The sequence below is a fragment of the Streptomyces sp. NPDC048001 genome (assembly GCF_043203115.1).
GTDB classification, from domain to species: Bacteria; Actinomycetota; Actinomycetes; order Streptomycetales; family Streptomycetaceae; genus Streptomyces; species Streptomyces sanyensis.
Window position 1 is genome coordinate 188281 of the sequence record NZ_JBIDBN010000008.1, and the last position, 16744, is coordinate 205024.

Annotated in this window: 19 protein-coding genes and 4 tRNA genes; 15 read left to right on the forward strand and 8 right to left on the reverse strand. The window is 72.7% G+C overall.

Annotated elements, in window-relative coordinates:
* Positions 1 to 300: 300 nt before the first annotated feature.
* On the reverse strand, positions 301 to 789 hold the full coding sequence (locus ACGF15_RS16670) for a YajQ family cyclic di-GMP-binding protein (protein ID WP_256525409.1): 489 nt from the start codon (positions 787 to 789) through the stop codon (positions 301 to 303).
* A 271-nt stretch (positions 790 to 1060) separates the two neighbouring features.
* Between ACGF15_RS16670 and ACGF15_RS16675 the strand changes: the two genes are divergently transcribed.
* Positions 1061 to 1142, forward strand: a tRNA-Tyr gene (locus ACGF15_RS16675).
* A gap of 350 nt (positions 1143 to 1492) precedes the next feature.
* On the opposite strand, the gene ACGF15_RS16680 is transcribed toward ACGF15_RS16675, so the two are convergent.
* Complete coding sequence (locus ACGF15_RS16680; protein ID WP_345614453.1) at positions 1493 to 1723, reverse strand: winged helix-turn-helix domain-containing protein; 231 nt, start codon at positions 1721 to 1723, stop codon at positions 1493 to 1495.
* A gap of 147 nt (positions 1724 to 1870) precedes the next feature.
* Here ACGF15_RS16680 and ACGF15_RS16685 point away from each other — a divergent pair, with 147 nt between their 5' ends.
* Positions 1871 to 2200, forward strand: a complete 330-nt coding sequence (locus ACGF15_RS16685; RefSeq protein WP_392799695.1) for a hypothetical protein — start codon at positions 1871 to 1873, stop codon at positions 2198 to 2200.
* Positions 2201 to 2334: 134 nt separating this feature from the next.
* On the opposite strand, the gene ACGF15_RS16690 is transcribed toward ACGF15_RS16685, so the two are convergent.
* The 4 genes from ACGF15_RS16690 to ACGF15_RS16705 form a co-directional block, all read right to left on the reverse strand.
* The gene (locus ACGF15_RS16690; RefSeq protein ID WP_345614455.1) at positions 2335 to 2745 is read right to left on the reverse strand and encodes a Rid family hydrolase; all 411 of its coding nucleotides are present in this window, start codon (positions 2743 to 2745) and stop codon (positions 2335 to 2337) included.
* Between the two features lie 118 nt (positions 2746 to 2863).
* Complete coding sequence (locus tag ACGF15_RS16695) at positions 2864 to 3484, reverse strand: hypothetical protein (RefSeq protein ID WP_345614456.1); 621 nt, start codon at positions 3482 to 3484, stop codon at positions 2864 to 2866.
* 264 nt (positions 3485 to 3748) lie between these two features.
* Positions 3749 to 4405, reverse strand: a complete 657-nt coding sequence (locus ACGF15_RS16700) for an SDR family oxidoreductase (protein WP_362612925.1) — start codon at positions 4403 to 4405, stop codon at positions 3749 to 3751.
* A gap of 93 nt (positions 4406 to 4498) precedes the next feature.
* Positions 4499 to 5728, reverse strand: coding sequence for an amidohydrolase family protein (locus tag ACGF15_RS16705; RefSeq protein ID WP_345614458.1), 1230 nt, complete (start codon positions 5726 to 5728; stop codon positions 4499 to 4501).
* Between the two features lie 264 nt (positions 5729 to 5992).
* Between ACGF15_RS16705 and ACGF15_RS16710 the strand changes: the two genes are divergently transcribed.
* From ACGF15_RS16710 to ACGF15_RS16745, 8 genes are all read left to right on the forward strand, one after another.
* Positions 5993 to 6065: transfer RNA gene (locus tag ACGF15_RS16710), tRNA-Thr, on the forward strand.
* 42 nt (positions 6066 to 6107) lie between these two features.
* Positions 6108 to 6180: transfer RNA gene (locus ACGF15_RS16715), tRNA-Met, on the forward strand.
* Between the two features lie 90 nt (positions 6181 to 6270).
* Complete coding sequence (gene rpmG / locus ACGF15_RS16720) at positions 6271 to 6435, forward strand: 50S ribosomal protein L33 (protein ID WP_003956487.1); 165 nt, start codon at positions 6271 to 6273, stop codon at positions 6433 to 6435.
* 152 nt (positions 6436 to 6587) lie between these two features.
* Positions 6588 to 7040: a MaoC family dehydratase N-terminal domain-containing protein gene (locus tag ACGF15_RS16725; protein WP_360649978.1), complete on the forward strand. Its 453-nt coding sequence runs from the start codon at positions 6588 to 6590 to the stop codon at positions 7038 to 7040.
* Positions 7040 to 7468: a MaoC family dehydratase gene (locus ACGF15_RS16730; protein WP_392799701.1), complete on the forward strand. Its 429-nt coding sequence runs from the start codon at positions 7040 to 7042 to the stop codon at positions 7466 to 7468. Before ACGF15_RS16725 ends, ACGF15_RS16730 begins: the two co-directional genes overlap by 1 nt.
* Before the next feature lie 154 nt (positions 7469 to 7622).
* Positions 7623 to 8189 (forward strand): TetR/AcrR family transcriptional regulator, encoded by a 567-nt coding sequence (locus ACGF15_RS16735; protein ID WP_360653063.1) that lies wholly within the window; start codon positions 7623 to 7625, stop codon positions 8187 to 8189.
* A gap of 85 nt (positions 8190 to 8274) precedes the next feature.
* Positions 8275 to 9777, forward strand: a complete 1503-nt coding sequence (locus tag ACGF15_RS16740) for a DHA2 family efflux MFS transporter permease subunit (RefSeq protein WP_392799704.1) — start codon at positions 8275 to 8277, stop codon at positions 9775 to 9777.
* Between the two features lie 122 nt (positions 9778 to 9899).
* Complete coding sequence (locus ACGF15_RS16745; protein ID WP_392799707.1) at positions 9900 to 10955, forward strand: UDP-N-acetylmuramate dehydrogenase; 1056 nt, start codon at positions 9900 to 9902, stop codon at positions 10953 to 10955.
* 27 nt (positions 10956 to 10982) lie between these two features.
* Here ACGF15_RS16745 and ACGF15_RS16750 read toward each other — a convergent pair whose 3' ends face one another.
* Both ACGF15_RS16750 and ACGF15_RS16755 read right to left on the reverse strand, forming a co-directional pair.
* Positions 10983 to 12011 (reverse strand): adenosine deaminase, encoded by a 1029-nt coding sequence (locus ACGF15_RS16750; protein ID WP_256525421.1) that lies wholly within the window; start codon positions 12009 to 12011, stop codon positions 10983 to 10985.
* Between the two features lie 234 nt (positions 12012 to 12245).
* Positions 12246 to 13472, reverse strand: a complete 1227-nt coding sequence (locus ACGF15_RS16755; protein ID WP_345614464.1) for a pyridoxal phosphate-dependent aminotransferase — start codon at positions 13470 to 13472, stop codon at positions 12246 to 12248.
* Positions 13473 to 13689: 217 nt separating this feature from the next.
* Here ACGF15_RS16755 and ACGF15_RS16760 point away from each other — a divergent pair.
* The 5 genes from ACGF15_RS16760 (at position 13690) to rplA (ending at position 16554) form a co-directional block, all read left to right on the forward strand.
* A tRNA-Trp gene (locus ACGF15_RS16760) sits at positions 13690 to 13762 on the forward strand.
* 109 nt (positions 13763 to 13871) lie between these two features.
* Positions 13872 to 14156: a preprotein translocase subunit SecE gene (gene secE, locus ACGF15_RS16765; RefSeq protein WP_345614465.1), complete on the forward strand. Its 285-nt coding sequence runs from the start codon at positions 13872 to 13874 to the stop codon at positions 14154 to 14156.
* A 74-nt stretch (positions 14157 to 14230) separates the two neighbouring features.
* Complete coding sequence (gene nusG / locus ACGF15_RS16770; protein ID WP_345614466.1) at positions 14231 to 15109, forward strand: transcription termination/antitermination protein NusG; 879 nt, start codon at positions 14231 to 14233, stop codon at positions 15107 to 15109.
* Between the two features lie 178 nt (positions 15110 to 15287).
* Positions 15288 to 15722 (forward strand): 50S ribosomal protein L11, encoded by a 435-nt coding sequence (gene rplK, locus ACGF15_RS16775; RefSeq protein WP_256525425.1) that lies wholly within the window; start codon positions 15288 to 15290, stop codon positions 15720 to 15722.
* 103 nt (positions 15723 to 15825) lie between these two features.
* The gene (rplA, locus tag ACGF15_RS16780; RefSeq protein WP_256525426.1) at positions 15826 to 16554 is read left to right on the forward strand and encodes a 50S ribosomal protein L1; all 729 of its coding nucleotides are present in this window, start codon (positions 15826 to 15828) and stop codon (positions 16552 to 16554) included.
* Positions 16555 to 16744: the final 190 nt, after the last annotated feature.

Consider the following 16744-nt stretch of genomic DNA (forward strand, 5'->3'; position numbering starts at 1 on the left):
CGACGGGCCTCTGTGAGCTGTCCTCACCGTTTGGGGCACGCCGTTCGCGGCTCCCTCTGCGCCTGGTCGTGAGAGCGGGGGAGTGCCAAGAGGATCCGGCACTCCCCCGGCCGTCGAGGGCCACAACCGCGCCATCGCGCTCAGTGGAGCGAGCCCACCCGCATCGGGTGCCGGGCACCGATGCCTGCCACCCGATGGCGAGGGAGCAACGAGGGTGGTGGTCGAACCTGCTCTCGGCGGTACCCCCTGTCGCGCCCGCGACGTCCGCCCGACGACGTTCATGCGGTGTGGAACGGCTGATCAGCGGTAGTTGACGAACTGGAGCGCGAAGTCGAAGTCCTGCTCGCGCAGCAGCGCCTGCACGGCCTGGAGGTCGTCGCGGCTCTTCGAGCTGACGCGCAGCTCCTCGCCCTGGACCTGCGCCTTGACGCCCTTGGGGCCCTCGTCGCGGATGACCTTCGCCACCTTCTTGGCGTTCTCCTGGGAGATGCCCTCCTCGATCGAGGCGAAGATCTTGTACTCCTTGCCGGACAGCTGGGGCTCGCCCGCGTCCAGCGCCTTGAGGGAGATGCCGCGCTTGACCAGCTTCGTCTGGAAGACGTCCAGGATCGCGTTCACGCGCTCCTCGGAGTTCGCCTGCATCAGGATCTTCTCGCCGGACCAGGAGATCGAGGCGCCGACGTTCTTGAAGTCGTAGCGCTGGGTGATCTCCTTGGCGGCCTGGTTGAGGGCGTTGTCGACCTCCTGCCGCTCGACCTTCGAGACGATGTCGAAACTGGAGTCGGCCATGTCCTGTGGCTCCTTGTATCGGGTCGTGTGGGGTGTCCGGCGGACCGGACGGCAGGCTCCAGCCTAAGGGCTCCGCCGCCGCCTCCCGGAGGGTGCGCGGCCCCGGCCGCGCCCTCCGGGAGGCCGCGCGCGCCGGTCCGGTCCGGCCCTTCGCGGCCCCGGCCGCCCCCTGATCAACCGGGTGGCGAAGCACCCCGGTGCATCAGGTATCGTTTACGTCGTTGCCAGGGAGCAGCGCCCCACCGGGGCGGGTTTCCGGCGGCAATCCCATGGCGGTGTGCCCGAGTGGCCAATGGGAGCGGACTGTAAATCCGTCGGCTTAGCCTACCCAGGTTCGAATCCTGGCGCCGCCACGCGATGGAACGGCCCCTGATCTGCGGAAACGCGATCAGGGGCCGTTCTGCATGCACAGGATCGAGGCTCGCCGAGAACGCACTGGACAACCGGGGCCCTGTCCGCGGCGGTGAGAGTGGTCGCGACTCCCGGTCGGCGCGGCCGTGAGGCACCCGCGCCGAGGAACCCAACTGGTCGAAGACGGCGGGAGTCCCGGGGGTACACCGGGGCCCTGCGCGGGTGGGAGCCTCCCGTGCTGCTCCGCCGCTGCGGTGCGGGCAGGGCCGAACGCCGAGCTGTGGAGGCGGTGTACACCCCGACCGGCAGGCGCTGGTCGCGCCCCATGCCGGCCCGGCCTGCGGCGCTTCTGCTACACGTCATCCTTCACGAACGAGCCCTGTCCGAGGATCGTGTAGAGCCGTCCCTCTCTCCGGAGAGCGGCCACGGCCTTCTGTGCCGTGGACTGGCTCACGTCGAACTCGGCGGCGATGTCCACCGTGCCGGGGAAGCGCTCGCCAGGCTTGTACCGCCCAGCGTCCAGCCGTCGGCGTAGCTCATCCGCTACCTGCGGCCACACGGGAACGGAACGATCAAGATCCATGGTCTCAGGGTGCGCGGTTTCGCGTCATCCAGCTATCGCGGTAGTGCGGTAGTGCGTATTCGCGATGTCGCGTAATCTCGGTGGTGCAGAGCACAGCAGAAGACCCCGGCGGCCGATGCAAGCGGCCCCGGGGCAGGGGGCGGCCGCATGACCACCCCTCCCGCGCACGTCCGGCTCCTGCCCTGGCCGGGGCCCGAGGGCAAGCTTGCACACCTGGTGACGGACGGGACTCGGACCTTCTTCTCCCGGCTCGCCGACACCGTCGAGAGCCGCCAGGTCGATGCGGCGGCCGTGATCCTGACCTTGGCCAAGCCGATGGTCGAGGACGGTGCGGACCTGACGGCTCCTGAGCTCCGCTGGATCGCGCGCCGTCTCGTCGAGAGCCTGACGGACGTTCTGAACATCGCCGAGTCGCGCGGCCGGCGCATCCCGCCGTACGAGGCCGAGGCGGAGGGGGAACAGCCGCCGCGCTCCTGAGAGCACGAGAGCCCGGCCGCTCGGGGCGAGTGCCGGGCTTCTCCGCCGGGTCGGGCACCGTCGCGGAGCGGGTGCGTGCGGCGTCGGCGCCCCGGGCCGAACCCCCGCCCGCAGGGCCCGGTCGGCGCGTGCCCTCAGGCGTCGAGGACGGCGGCGACCGCCTCGATCTCCACCAGCTGGTCGTCGTAGCCGAGGACCGTGACGCCCATGAGGGTGCTGGGGACGTCGTGTGCGCCGAAGGCGTCCCGTACCACCTCCCATGCCGCCACCAGGTCGGCCTGGCGGTCGGAGGCGACCAGCACACGGGTGCTGATGACGTCCTGCAGATCGGCGCCTGCGTCCTTGAGCGCGGTGCGCAGGTTCTCCACCGACTTGGCGGCCTGCCCGGCCACGTCGCCGACGGCCACGGTGGAGCCGTCCTCGGCGAGCGGGCAGGAACCGGCGAGGAAGATCAGCCGGGATTCGGCGGGAGCGGTGGCGGCGTAGGCGTACTCGGCCACGTCCGACAGGGACGCGGAGCGGATCAGGGTGACGGCTCGGGGCATGGCGCTGGTTCCTTCCGGAGGGGGATCGCCAACCACCCTCTCAATGATCCCTTTCGGGTGGGAAACGGGTTTTTCCGGAGCGCGGGCCGCGTACGGGCGGGCCGCCGACCCGAGGGGCTCAGCCCTCGTCCCCGGTCCTGTCGCCCGGCCCCCCTGGCAGGCGCGGCAGCCCGCCCCGGCCCAGGACCACCGGGTCGTAGCCGGGGAGCGTCGCACGGGCCGTCATGGCCTCGGCGAGCGCCAGGGCGTAGGCGCCGCCCTCGCGGGCGACCTCGATCCGGGTGCGGGAGCGCATCGCCTCGATGCGTTCCGCATGCCCGTGGTCCTCGCGCTTCTCCGTCATCCGCCGTTCGAAGGCCGCCGAGGCGCGGCGCTCGGCACGCCAGTGGCGGACCGCGAGCGCGTAGGCCACGGCCGTGGCGACGGCCCACAGCAGCAGCGGCAGCGAGAGACCGTCGGCGTAGCCCGCGACACCGGCCAGGGCCAGGCCCCCGGAGGTGGCGAAGGCGAACCCCGCGAGCACGCCGTCCCCCGCCCGACCGAGGACGGAGCAGACCCCGGCCGCGGCCGCGGCGGTGGCCAGAACGGTCATCAGGACGGCGTTGCCGAGCGAGTGTTCGGCACCGTTGGCGTTCCAGACGCGCCCGAGGACGAGGAGGGCGGTGGTGGCCAGGGCGGGCGCGATGCGCGGGGCGGCGACGGCGAGCGGATGGCGGACCGTGAGCGGCGGCTGGTTCATCGGGCACTCCTGGACGCAGACCGTGCGGATCTGCATCGATGACAGCGCCGCCGGTCCTATCCGGTCCGTCGGCCGCGCCGGTGGGGGTGCGGGAAGAACCCGAATGCGGCAGGTCCCCAGTCGCCCCGCCCGCCCCAGTCGCCCCGCCCGTGGGCTCCCGTACCCGTGTGCGCCTCTCCACCACGCCCCGGCGCCGCCCGCCGGGGGCGCCCCCGGCCTGCCGGCCGGCGCGGGCGGGGGTGGTGAACGCCCGGACCGGACCGGTCAGTTGCCCGCGACGTCGCGCACGGCCACGGCGACCGGCACGCCGCCGGACACCAGCTCCAGGGTGAGGCCCGCCGTCGCGTCGGACTCCGCCAGCTCCGCGAGCACCGCGGCCACGTCGTCGCGCGACACCGGGCCCCGTCCCGTGGACGCCGCCAGCCGCACCAGGCCGGTCCCGAGTTCGTCGGTCAGCTGCCCGGGGCGCAGCACGGTCCACCGCAGGCCGGACTTGCCGCGCACATGGTCGTCGGCCGCGCCCTTGGCCCGCAGGTAGACGTCGAACACCTCGTCGCCCGGGTGCCCGGCGTCGGCGCCCATCGACGACACCGCGATGTACCGGCGCACGCCCGCGCGTTCGGCCGCGTCGGCGAACAGCACCGCCGCGCCGCGGTCGACGGTGTCCTTGCGGGCGGTGCCGCTCCCCGGGCCCGCCCCGGCGGCGAAGACCGCGGCGTCGGCGCCCTCCAGCACGCCCGCGACCTCCTCCGGGGAGGCGGACTCGAGGTCGAGGAGCACCGGTTCGGCCCCGGCCTCCCGCAGGTCGGCCTCGTGTGCGGGGTTGCGGATGACGCCCGCGACCTGGTGTCCGGCCGAGGAGAGCAGGCGTTCGAGTCGGAGTGCGATCTGGCCGTGTCCGCCAGCGATGACGATGCGCATGCCCCGACGGTACGTCCGTGCGGCGACCGGTGGCGGCAAGGACCCCGTGTCGCGGCGTGTGCGCGGCGCGGGGGCCCGGCTCGCCGCCCGCCCCTACGGGCTGCCGTCCGCCCGCCCCTGGCGCGGCAGTTCGAGTGCCGCCGCCGAGTCGCAGTACTCGCGCACGGCGCTGGTGCGGGCCACGACCCGGCCGCGGTGGATGACGATCCGGCTGTAGGCGAGGGAGAGCGCGGTCCGGACCCGTTCGCCCCGCACGGCCAGCAGCTCCGCGGGGAAGCCCGCCTCCACCCGCACCTCGGGCAGGCCCATGACCTCCCGGGCCGCGGCGGCGACGCGGTCGTAGGCGTCCTCGGGCACCAGTCCGGACTGGGAGGCGAGCAGATAGGCGGCCTCCAGGGGGTCGCCGCGGCCCACCGGGTTGCACACGGCGTCGCGCAGGGCCCCGCTGCCCGCGGCGATGCGCACCCCCGCCGCCCGCAGCAGCCGCACCGGGGCCGATCCGCGGTGCGCGACCCCGGCGCAGCCGCCCTGGGGCAGGCAGACGACGCCGACGTCCGAGGCAGCGAGCCGGTCGGCGGCCCGGGCGGCGAGTTCGCGGGGGAGGAGGGCGAGCCCGGCGCAGGGCCCGAGCGTGACGCGCTGCCGCAGCCCGCCCGCCATGGCGGCGAGCCGGGTGAGACGGGCGGGGTCGTCGCCGTGGGTGTGCAGGTCGACGGGGCGGCCGTGCTCGGCCGCCGCCTCCAGCGCGGCCTCCGCGAAGCCCGCAGGGTCGGGGTCGTCGTCCGGGCAGCCGCCGACCACGGCGGCCCCCATCTTCATCGCGTCGTGCAGCAGTGCGAGCCCTTCGGCGCCGGCCGCGCCGGTCAGCACCCGGGGCACCGCCACCGCCCTCAGGTCCGCCAGCCCGCGCAGCGACCGCCGCGCGGCCAGCACCGCCTCCAGCGCGCCGAGCCCCTGGACGTCGCCGATCCGCACATGGCAGCGCAGGGCGGTGGCGCCGTGGCCGAGCTGGAGCAGCGCCGCCTCGGTGGCCCGCCGCTGGATGTCGGCGGGGGCGTAGGAGACGGGGCCGGACGTCTCGGCGGTGAGGGCGGTGTCGCCGTGCGCGTGGGGCTCCGCCGGTGCGGGGAGCAGCAGGTGCCCGGTGAGGTCCAGCCGGGACGGGTGCGGGGGCAGGCTGCCCGCGCAGCCGACCGCCTCGATGCGGCCGCCGCCGATCCGGACGTCGACGACGCGGCCGTCGGCGAGCCGGGCGCCGCACAGCAGCAGCGCGGTGGGGTCCGCGGCGGCACCGTCGCGGGGAGGCGGCTGGCTGTCGGGCATCGGGCTCCTGTGCGGCTGCGGCCGGGACCGGGTCGACGGCTCGGTGGCCCCCGGTACGGGTCGAGACTAGGGCGGCCCGCGGTGCGCTTCGCGGAGGAGGCCAATAGTCGTACCGGGCAGGTCGCGGGTGGTGCGGACGGTGCGCGGGGGTCGGTCGTGAACGGGGGGACGGCCCGGGTCGCGGGAGCCCGCGCGGGGCGGCCCGGGGGCGGGGCAAACGGATTTGGGACATCGGTGGGCGAGCGTGTAATGTCTTCCTCGCTCGCCCCAATAGCTCAGTCGGCAGAGCGTCTCCATGGTAAGGAGAAGGTCTACGGTTCGATTCCGTATTGGGGCTCTGGTGTGAAGGACCCGCCTCCGGGCGGATCCGGAACATCAAAGCGGTGTAGCTCAGTCGGTAGAGCAAGCGGCTCATAATCGCTGTGTCACCGGTTCAAGTCCGGTCACCGCTACTTACGGTAGCCGATTGTGGGGTCGGTCCTGCGATCGGCTACTCTTTTCTGCGTTCATCCATTCCCATCCGTCCGTCAAGGAGCACTCACGTGGCTGCCACCGACGTCCGCCCGAAGATCACGCTGGCCTGCGTGGAGTGCAAGGAGCGGAACTACATCACCAAGAAGAACCGGCGCAACAACCCGGACCGTCTTGAGATGAAGAAGCACTGCCCGCGCTGCAACTCGCACACGGCGCACCGCGAGACGCGCTGAATCAGGCTCGTACACGAGGCCGCCCCCGCACGGGGGCGGCCTCGTGTCGTTGCACGCCGCGCGGGGACTCCCGCCGGTCGTCGGGCCGCGGCCCGACCGCGTGCCGTAACCGCCGACCCCTTGCAGTCGCCCAACCAGGAGGGAGCCAGCCCATGGCGCTCGACCAGTCCTTCGTGGGGCGGACGTACCCGCCCACCGCGCCGTACGAGGTGGGCCGGGAGAAAATCCGCGAGTTCGCCGAGGCCATCGGTGACGCCAACCCCGCGTACACCGACCGCGGTGCCGCCGCCGAGCTGGGCCACCCGGACGTGATCGCCCCGCCGACGTTCGTCTTCGCCATCACCTTCAAGGCGGCCGGCGAGGTGGTGCGGGACCCCAAGCTGGGTCTCGACTACAGCCGGGTCGTGCACGGGGACCAGCGGTTCGCCTATGTGCGCCCGGTCCGGGCGGGGGACCGGCTGACGGTCACCTCCACCATCGAGGCGATCAAGTCCCTGGCGGGGAACGACATCCTGGACATCCGCGGCGAGGTGCACGACGAGGCCGGGGAGCACGTGGTGACGGCGTGGACGAAGCTGGTGGCGCGGGCCGCCGAGGAGGCGTGATGGCAGCGGGGATCGCATTCGCGGACGTCGAGGTCGGCACCGAGCTGCCGTCGGCGTCCTTCCCGGTGACGCGCGCCACGCTGGTGCGGTACGCGGGCGCCTCCGGCGACTTCAACCCGATCCACTGGAACGAGCGCTTCGCCGTGGAGGTCGGCCTGCCCGACGTCATCGCGCACGGCATGCTCACCATGGCCGAGGCCGCCCGTGTGGTGACCGACTGGCTGGGGGACCCCGGTGTGGTCGTCGAGTACGGCGTCCGCTTCACCAGGCCGGTCGTCGTCCCGAACGACGACGAGGGTGCCGTGATCGAGGTCAGCGGCAAGGTCGCGGCCCTGCTGGACGACAAGAGGGTCCGCGTCGACCTGACGGCGACCAGCGCCGGGCAGAAGGTGCTCGGCATGGCCCGGGCGGTCGTGCAGCTCGCCTGACAGTGAGGCTGCGTCGTGGTGACGCCGCCGGCGGGCCCGACCCCTCGCCTGACCGGCGTCCCCGACGGAAACGGCTCCGGCTCCCGCCGCACGGCGGGAGCCGGAGCCGTTTCCGGGCTTGCCAGTTTAGTAATTGGTCACTAACTTAGTTCTCATGGTCAGGATGAGTGCGGAGGAGCGGCGCGAGAGCGTCATCAGGGCGGCGGTCACCGAGTTCGCGCGGGCCGGGTACCAGGGCACCTCGACGGAGGCGATCGCCCGCCGGGTCGGCGTCTCGCAGCCGTACCTCTTCCGTCTCTTCCCGAACAAGGAGGCGATCTTCCTCGCCGCCAGCGAGCGCTGCCTCTCGGACACCCGCCGGGTCTTCGAGGAGGCGTCCGACGGGCTCGCCGGGGAGGAGGCGCTCGCCGCCATGGGGGCGGCCTACCAGCGCCTCATCGCCGACGACCCCGACAAGCTGCTGATGCAGATGCAGATGTACGTCGCGGTGGCCGCGGCCGAGGCGGCGGGCGACCACGCCTTCGGCGAACGGGTCAGGGCGGGCTGGGTGGCCCTGTGGGACGCGGTCCACGCGCCCCTGGGGGCGGACGTGGGGGAGACGACGACGTTCCTCGCCTACGGCATGCTCATCAACGTCCTGGTCTCGATGGGCTTCCCGCCCGGGCACCGGCTCTGGTCGGGCCTCCACGGCCCCGCGTCCACGTGCCCCGAAGGGGAGTGAGGCGCCCGCCCGGGCCGGGCGGGCCTCCCGGGGCGCATCCTGCCCGCATAAGTTAGTAATCAATAAATAACCCTCTGGGGGAGCAGTGAACGAGCACCACGCACCACGCGGCCTCGCCGCCTGGACGATCGTCATCACCAGCGTCGCCGGGTTCATGGCGGCCCTCGACAACCTCGTCGTCACCACCGCGCTGCCGTCCATCCGGGCCGACCTCGGAGGCTCGCTGGAGGACCTGGAATGGACGGTGAACGCCTACACGCTCACCTTCGCCGTCCTGCTCATGCTGGGGGCCGCACTCGGGGACCGCTTCGGCCGCCGACGGCTCTTCATGGCCGGGCTGACGGTCTTCACCGGCGCCTCCGCGGCCGCCGCGCTCGCCCCCGGCATCGACGCCCTGGTCGCCGCCCGCGCCGTCCAGGGCGTCGGGGCGGCGATCATGATGCCCCTCACCCTCACCCTGCTGACCGCCGCCGTCCCCGCCGCCCGGCGCGGCGCCGCCCTCGGCGTCTTCGGCGCCGTCACCGGCCTCGCCGTGGCCAGCGGACCCCTCATCGGAGGCAGCCTGACGGAGCACATCGCCTGGCAGTGGATCTTCTGGCTCAACGTCCCGGTCGGACTGGTCCTGCTGCCCCTGGCCCGGCTGCGCCTCGCCGAGTCCCACGCACCCGACGCCCGTCTCGACCTCCCCGGCACACTCCTGGTCAGCGGCGGCCTCTTCGGTGTCGTCTACGGACTGGTCAACGGCAACGCCCACGGCTGGACCGGCACCCGGGTCCTCCTCGGCCTGGTCGGCGGCACGGTGCTCCTCCTGGCCTTCGTCCGGCACGGCTTCACCGCACGCCGTCCCATGCTGCCCATGCGGCTCTTCCGCGAACGTGCCTTCTTCGGCATCAACATCGCCAGCCTGCTGATGTTCCTCGGGATGTTCGGGTCGATCTTCCTGCTGAGCCAGTTCCTCCAGGTCGTCGCCGGCTACTCGCCCACCGAGGCGGGGCTGCGGATGCTCCCCTGGACCGGCATGCCGCTGCTGGTCGCGCCCGTCGCCGGCATCCTCTCCGACCGGATCGGCGGCCGACCGGTCGTCGTCGCCGGACTGGCCCTCCAGGCCCTCGGCCTGGCGGCCTTCGCCCTCGTCCTGGAACCCGGTGTCTCCTACACCGCGCAGCTCCCCGCCCTGATCCTCAGCGGCATCGGCATGGCCCTGTACTTCGCCCCCGCCGCCAACGTGGTCATGTCCAGCGTCCGCCGCGAGGAGCAGGGCATCGCCTCCGGCGCCAACAACGCCCTGCGGGAGGTGGGCGGCGCCCTCGGCATCGCGGTGCTCGGCGCGGTCTTCGCCGCCCGCGGCGGCTACGCCGACGGCCGGCAGTTCACCGACGGCACCGTCCCCGCCCTGTGGATCGGCGCGGGCGCGGTCGCCCTCGCCGCCCTGGCCGCCCTGCTGATACCCGGCGGCCGACCGGCCCCCCGGGACGCGCAGGACGCGCAGGACACGCCGCCCGCACAGGCGGCGGAGCCCGGCTCCGACGCCCCGGCGGAGGCGGAGCGCCCGGCGGCGCACGCCCCCCGCCCGGTCGGAGCGGCCTGAGCACCGGACCCGCCGGGGGCACGGGCCCGCGCCCGCGCCCCCGGCCTCCGGAAGGGCCCGCCCGGCCGGGGCCCGCCACCGGGGATCGGGGCGGCGCACCGGCGGACCGTACTCTTGTCCCCGTGCAGGTACTCCACGACGCCCCCCTCGCCCCCCTGACCACCTTCCGGCTCGGCGGCCCCGCCACCCGGCTGGTCACGGCCACCACCGACGACGAGGTCGTCGCCGCCGTACGCGAGGCGGACGACACCGGGACCCCGCTGCTGGTCATCGGCGGCGGCAGCAACCTGGTGATCGGTGACAAGGGCTTCGACGGGACCGCGCTGCGCATCGCCACCACCGGCTTCGCCCTCGACGGCACCCGCCTGGAGCTCGCCGCGGGGGAGGTCTGGTCGGACGCGGTCGCCCGCACCGTCGCCGCGGGCCTCGCCGGGATCGAGTGCCTCGCGGGGATCCCCGGCTCGGCCGGCGCCACCCCGATCCAGAACGTCGGGGCCTACGGCCAGGAGGTCTCGGGCACGATCACCGAGGTCGTCGCCTACGACCGCGTGAGGCGCGAGACGGTGGTGCTCTCCGGCGAGGAGTGCGCCTTCTCCTACCGCCACAGCCGCTTCAAGGCCCGCCCCGACCGCCATGTGGTGCTGCGGGTGCGCTTCGCCCTGGAGGACGCCGGCGGCCTGTCCGCACCCGTGCGCTACGCGGAGACGGCCCGGGTGCTCGGGGTCGGGGCCGGCGAGCGGGTCCCGCTCGCGGCCGCCCGGGAGACCGTGCTCGCCCTGCGCGCGGGCAAGGGCATGGTCCTCGACCCGGAGGACCACGACACCTGGTCGGCCGGGTCCTTCTTCACCAACCCCCTGCTCGGCCCCGCCGAGCACGAGGCGTTCCTCGCCCGGGTGCGCGAGCGCCTCGGCGACGGCGTCCTCCCGCCCGCCTACCCGGCCGCGGACGGCATGACCAAGACCTCGGCCGCCTGGCTGATCGACCGGGCCGGCTTCACCAAGGGCTACGGCACCGGCCCGGCGCGGATCTCCACCAAGCACACCCTCGCCCTCACCAACCGCGGCGAGGCCACCACCGAGGACCTGCTCGCCCTCGCCCGCGAGGTGGTCGCCGGGGTCCGGGACGCCTTCGGAGTGACCCTGGTCAACGAACCGGTGACCGTCGGCGTCTCCCTCTGAGGCCGCGGGCGGCCTCCGCCGCGCGGCCTACCCGGGGGGCGCCGCCAGCCAGTCGTCCACCCCGCCGAGCAGCTTCTCCTTCACGTCCTCCGGCGCGGCCGAACCGCGCACCGACTGCCGGGCCAGCTCGGCCAGCTCCTCGTCCGTGAACCCGTGGTGCCGGCGGGCGAGCTCGTACTGGGCGGCCAGCCGGGAGCCGAACAGCAGCGGGTCGTCCGCCCCCAGCGCCATCGGCACCCCCGCGTCGTACAGGGTCCGCAGCGGGACGTCCTCCGGCCGCTCGTACACCCCGAGCGCCACGTTCGACGCCGGGCACACCTCGCAGGTGACCCCGCGCTCGGCCAGCTTGCGCAGCAGCCGCGGGTCCTCCGCTGCCCGCACCCCGTGGCCGACGCGCGCCGCGTGCAGGTCGTCCAGGCAGTCGCGGACCGAGGCCGGGCCCGTCAGCTCGCCCCCGTGCGGAGCGGCCAGCAGGCCGCCCTCCCGGGCGATGGCGAAGGCCCGGTCGAAGTCGCGGGCCATCCCGCGCCGCTCGTCGTTGGAGAGCCCGAAGCCAACGATGCCCCGGTCCGCGTAGCGCACCGCCAGCCGGGCCAGGGTCCGCGCGTCCAGCGGGTGCTTCATCCGGTTGGCGGCGACCAGCACCCGCATCCCCAGCCCGGTCTCCCGGGAGGCGCTGTCCACCGCGTCCAGGATGATCTCCAGCGCCGGGATCAGGCCGCCCAGGCGCGGGGCGTAGGAGGTCGGGTCGACCTGGATCTCCAGCCACCCCGAGCCGTCCCGGATGTCCTCCTCGGCCGCCTCGCGCACCAGCCGCCGGATGTCCTCCGGGTCCCGCAGGCAGGAGCGGGCCATGTCGTACAGCCGCTGGAAGCGGAACCAGCCGCGCTCGTCGGTGGCGCGCAGCTGCGGCGGCCGGCCGCCGGTGAGCGCCTCCGGCAGGTGGACGCCGTGCTTGTCGGCCAGTTCGAGCAGCGTGGCGGGCCGCATGGATCCGGTGAAGTGCAGGTGCAGATGGGCCTTGGGGAGAAGGGAGAGGTCGCGTACGTGCTCCATTGGGAGATCCTGCCTCAGCGGACGCCCGCGCGGCAGGGGGTTTCCCCGATCAGGCGCCTGCCCGAACGGACGACGCAGTACTCCCCGGCGCCTGCCCGAACGGACGACGCGGCACACTCCCCGGCTCCCGCCCGCCTGCGGTGGCGCCCTCCCACGACGAGGGGCGGCGCCCCTCCGTCTCCGGGAGGGGCGCCGCCCCGCTGTCGTCGGCCGTGCGGCGTGTGCCGCCCCGGCTCAGGCCTTGGCCTCGGCCAGCAGCTTCTGGATCCGGGACACGCCCTCCACCAGGTCCTCGTCGCCGAGCGCGTACGACAGGCGCAGGTAGCCGGGGGTGCCGAAGGCCTCACCCGGGACCACGGCGACCTCGACCTCGTCGAGGATCAGCGCGGCGAGCTCCACGGAGCTCTGCGGGCGCCTGCCCCGGATCTCCTTGCCCAGCAGGCCCTTCACCGAGGGGTAGGCGTAGAAGGCGCCCTCGGGCGTCGGGCAGACCACGCCGTCGATCTCGTTGAGCATCCGGACGATGGTCAGACGGCGTCGGTCGAAGGCCGTGCGCATCTCCGCCACCGCGTCCAGGTCCCCGGAGACCGCGGCGAGCGCGGCGGCCTGCGCCACGTTGGAGACGTTGGAGGTGGCGTGCGACTGGAGGTTGGTCGCGGCCTTGACCACGTCCTTGGGGCCGATGATCCACCCCACGCGCCAGCCGGTCATCGCGTAGGTCTTCGCCACGCCGTTGACCACGATGCACTTCTCGCGCAGCGCGGGGACCAGCTTCGGAAGCGAGGTGAAGACGGCGTCGCCGTAGACGAGGTGCTCGTAGATCTCGTCGGTCAGCACCCACAGGCCGTGCTCCGCGGCCCACTCGCCGATCGCGCGGGCGTCGGCCTCGCTGTAGACCGCGCCGGTGGGGTTGGACGGGGAGACGAACAGGACGACCTTGGTCTTCTCCGTGCGCGCGGCCTCCAGCTGCTCCACCGACACCCGGTAGCCGGTGGTCTCGTCGGCGACGACCTCCACCGGCACGCCGCCCGCGAGGCGGATCGACTCGGGGTAGGTGGTCCAGTACGGCGCCGGGACGATGACCTCGTCGCCCGGGTCGAGGATCGCGGCGAACGCCTCGTAGATGGCCTGCTTGCCGCCGTTGGTGACCAGGATCTCGGCCGGGTCGACCTCGTAGCCGGAGTCGCGCAGCGTCTTGGCCGCGATCGCCTTCTTCAGCTCGGGCAGCCCGCCCGCCGGGGTGTAGCGGTGGTACTTCGGGTTGCGGCACGCCTCGACGGCCGCCTCGACGATGTAGCCGGGCGTCGGGAAGTCGGGCTCGCCGGCGCCGAAGCCGATCACCGGCCGGCCGGCGGCCTTGAGGGCCTTGGCCTTGGCGTCGACGGCGAGGGTCGCGGACTCGGAGATCGCACCGATGCGCGCGGAGACCCGGCGCTCGGTGGGAGGGGTGGCAGCGCTCATGCGGCCATGCTGTCAGACGGCGAACCGGCGTGACACACAGGTTCCGGAGAGCGGACAACAACGGTCAGAACCGGACCCCGCCCACCCCGGCGGCGGATCCTGTTCGACGCCGGGCCGGGGAACACGTACACTCAACCGTCGTTGGCCCTCACCGGCCGCGTACGCACCGGGCACGTAGTGCATCGGGTCGGATGCGGTAGGTTGGGGAACACCGCAAAGGGTCGTAGCTCAATTGGTAGAGCACTGGTCTCCAAAACCAGCGGTTGGGGGTTCAAGTCCCTCCGGCCCTGCTACACACACCTATCGCCAGGATGTGTGCGCATGTACGTACTTCCATGCACCGCCGTGCGGCTCCACCGGGCGCGGCACGGCCACGACCCGGGAATCAGGTGAGACATCGTGACGGACGCCGTGGGCTCCATCGACACGCCTGATGCCGAGGACGAGTCGCAGGAGTCGAAGAAGGCCCGCAAGGGCGGCAAGCGGGGCAAGAAGGGCCCGCTGGGCCGCCTCGGCCTCTTCTACCGTCAGATCGTCGCCGAGCTGCGCAAGGTCGTCTGGCCGACCCGTAGCCAGCTGACGACGTACACCACTGTGGTGATCATCTTCGTTGTCATCATGATCGGCCTCGTGACCGTGATTGACTTTGGCTTCCAGGAAGCAGTCAAGTACGTCTTCGGCTGATCCGCGGAGGGCGCCGTCACCGGCGCCCCTTTCGCATGTTCCACCCCATCTGTATCCAGGAAGAAGCAGCCACCGTGTCTGACCCGAACCTGAACGACGCCGCGCACTCCGGCGAGGGCTCCGAGTCCGTGAAGGACGAGCTCGACATCGTCGAGGCGGCGGACGCGGTGGAGCCCGACCAGGCCGAGGCGGCCGACGCCGCCGCCGAGCCCGCCGAAGAGGCCGCGCTGCACGTGGAGGACGAGGGCGCCGCCGAGGCGGACGACGAGGCCGCGGCGGACGGCGAGCCCGAGGGCGAGCCCGCCGCCGAGGAGCCGGCCGAGCCCGAGGCCCCCGCCGACCCGATCGCCGCCCTGCGCGAGGAGCTCCGCGGCCTGCCGGGCGAGTGGTACGTCATCCACACCTACGCGGGCTACGAGAAGCGCGTGAAGGCCAACCTGGAGCAGCGTGCCGTCTCGCTGAACGTCGAGGACTTCATCTACCAGGCCGAGGTCCCCGAGGAAGAGATCGTCCAGATCAAGAACGGCGAGCGCAAGAACGTCCGGCAGAACAAGCTGCCCGGCTATGTGCTCGTCCGCATGGACCTGACGAACGAGTCCTGGGGCGTCGTCCGCAACACCCCCGGTGTCACCGGCTTCGTGGGCAACGCCTACGACCCGTACCCGCTGACGCTGGACGAGATCGTCAAGATGCTCGCCCCCGAGGCCGAGGAGAAGGCCGCCCGCGAGGCCGCCGAGGCCGAGGGCAAGCCGGCTCCGGCCCGCAAGGTCGAGGTCCAGGTGCTGGACTTCGAGGTCGGCGACTCGGTCACCGTCACCGACGGCCCGTTCGCGACCCTCCAGGCCACGATCAACGAGATCAACGCAGACTCGAAGAAGGTCAAGGGCCTCGTCGAGATCTTCGGCCGCGAGACCCCGGTCGAGCTGAGCTTCGACCAGATCCAGAAGAACTGACGCCTCGGGCACCCGAGACGCCGCAGCGCTTCCGAGCAGGTCAGACCACCCCGCGCAGGGTGTCTGACCTGCTCGGTTTTTGGCCGCACATGGATACCCGTTATCGTTGTGCGGTATGCCTCCATCCGGATGATCGGCTGGAGTGCTGGAAACTCTCACTAGGACCCGGAGAGAGCACATGCCTCCCAAGAAGAAGAAGGTCACGGGGCTGATCAAGCTCCAGATCCAGGCCGGCGCGGCCAACCCGGCTCCGCCGGTCGGTCCCGCCCTGGGTCAGCACGGCGTCAACATCATGGAGTTCTGCAAGGCCTACAACGCCGCGACCGAGTCGCAGCGCGGCATGGTCGTGCCGGTGGAGATCACGGTCTACGAGGACCGCTCCTTCACCTTCGTGACCAAGACTCCGCCGGCCGCCAAGCTGATCCTCAAGGCCGCGGGTGTGAACAAGGGCTCCAGCGAGCCGCACAAGACCAAGGTCGGCAAGCTGACGCGCGACCAGATCCGTGACATCGCCACCACCAAGATGCCGGACCTGAGCGCCAACGACCTGGACGCCGCCGAGAAGATCATCGCCGGTACCGCCCGCTCCATGGGCATCACCGTCGAGGGCTGACGGCTCCCGTAAGACCTCAGTGGCAGGGCCAGCGCCGGCCCGGACCACGACTCCACACCCGCCGCGCGGCGAGACCGCGCGGTTGACTCCCACAGGAGAAGAAGTGAAGCGCAGCAAGGCACTCCGCGGCGCGGACGCCAAGGTCGACCGGGGCCGCAACTACGCCCCGCTCGAGGCCGTCCGTCTGGCCAAGGACACCGCCGCCACCAAGTTCGACGGCACCGTCGAGGTCGCCTTCCGCCTGGGCGTCGACCCTCGCAAGGCCGACCAGATGGTCCGCGGCACCGTCAACCTTCCGCACGGCACCGGCAAGACCGCCCGGGTCCTGGTCTTCGCGACCGGTGAGCGTGCTGCGGCGGCGGAGGCCGCCGGCGCCGACATCGTCGGCTCCGACGAACTGATCGACGAGATCTCCAAGGGCAACCGCCTGAACGAGTTCGACGCGGTCGTCGCCACCCCGGACCTCATGGGCAAGGTCGGCCGCCTCGGCCGCGTGCTCGGTCCCCGTGGCCTGATGCCGAACCCGAAGACCGGCACCGTCACCATGGACGTCGCCAAGGCCGTCACCGAGATCAAGGGCGGCAAGATCGAGTTCCGCGTCGACAAGCACTCGAACCTGCACTTCATCATCGGCAAGGTCTCCTTCGACGAGACGAAGCTGGTCGAGAACTACGCGGCCGCGCTGGAGGAGATCCTCCGTCTGAAGCCGTCCGCCGCCAAGGGCCGCTACATCAAGAAGGCGACCCTGACCACCACGATGGGCCCCGGCATCCCGCTGGACTCCAACCGCACCCGCAACCTCCTCGTCGAGGAGGACCCGGCCGCCGTCTGACACCGACGGCGACCGCGGGCCCGCGCCCCGTCGCACCACGGAACGGCCCTTCCGGCTCCTCGGAGCCGGAAGGGCCGTTCCGGCGTTTCCGGGCCGGTGCGGCCCGGAAACATCCGGTGCCGGACTGTCAGCCGTGTGGGTTACGGTTCAAGGGAACGCAAAGGGCGCCCGCGTTCCTCGGGGGTGCGCA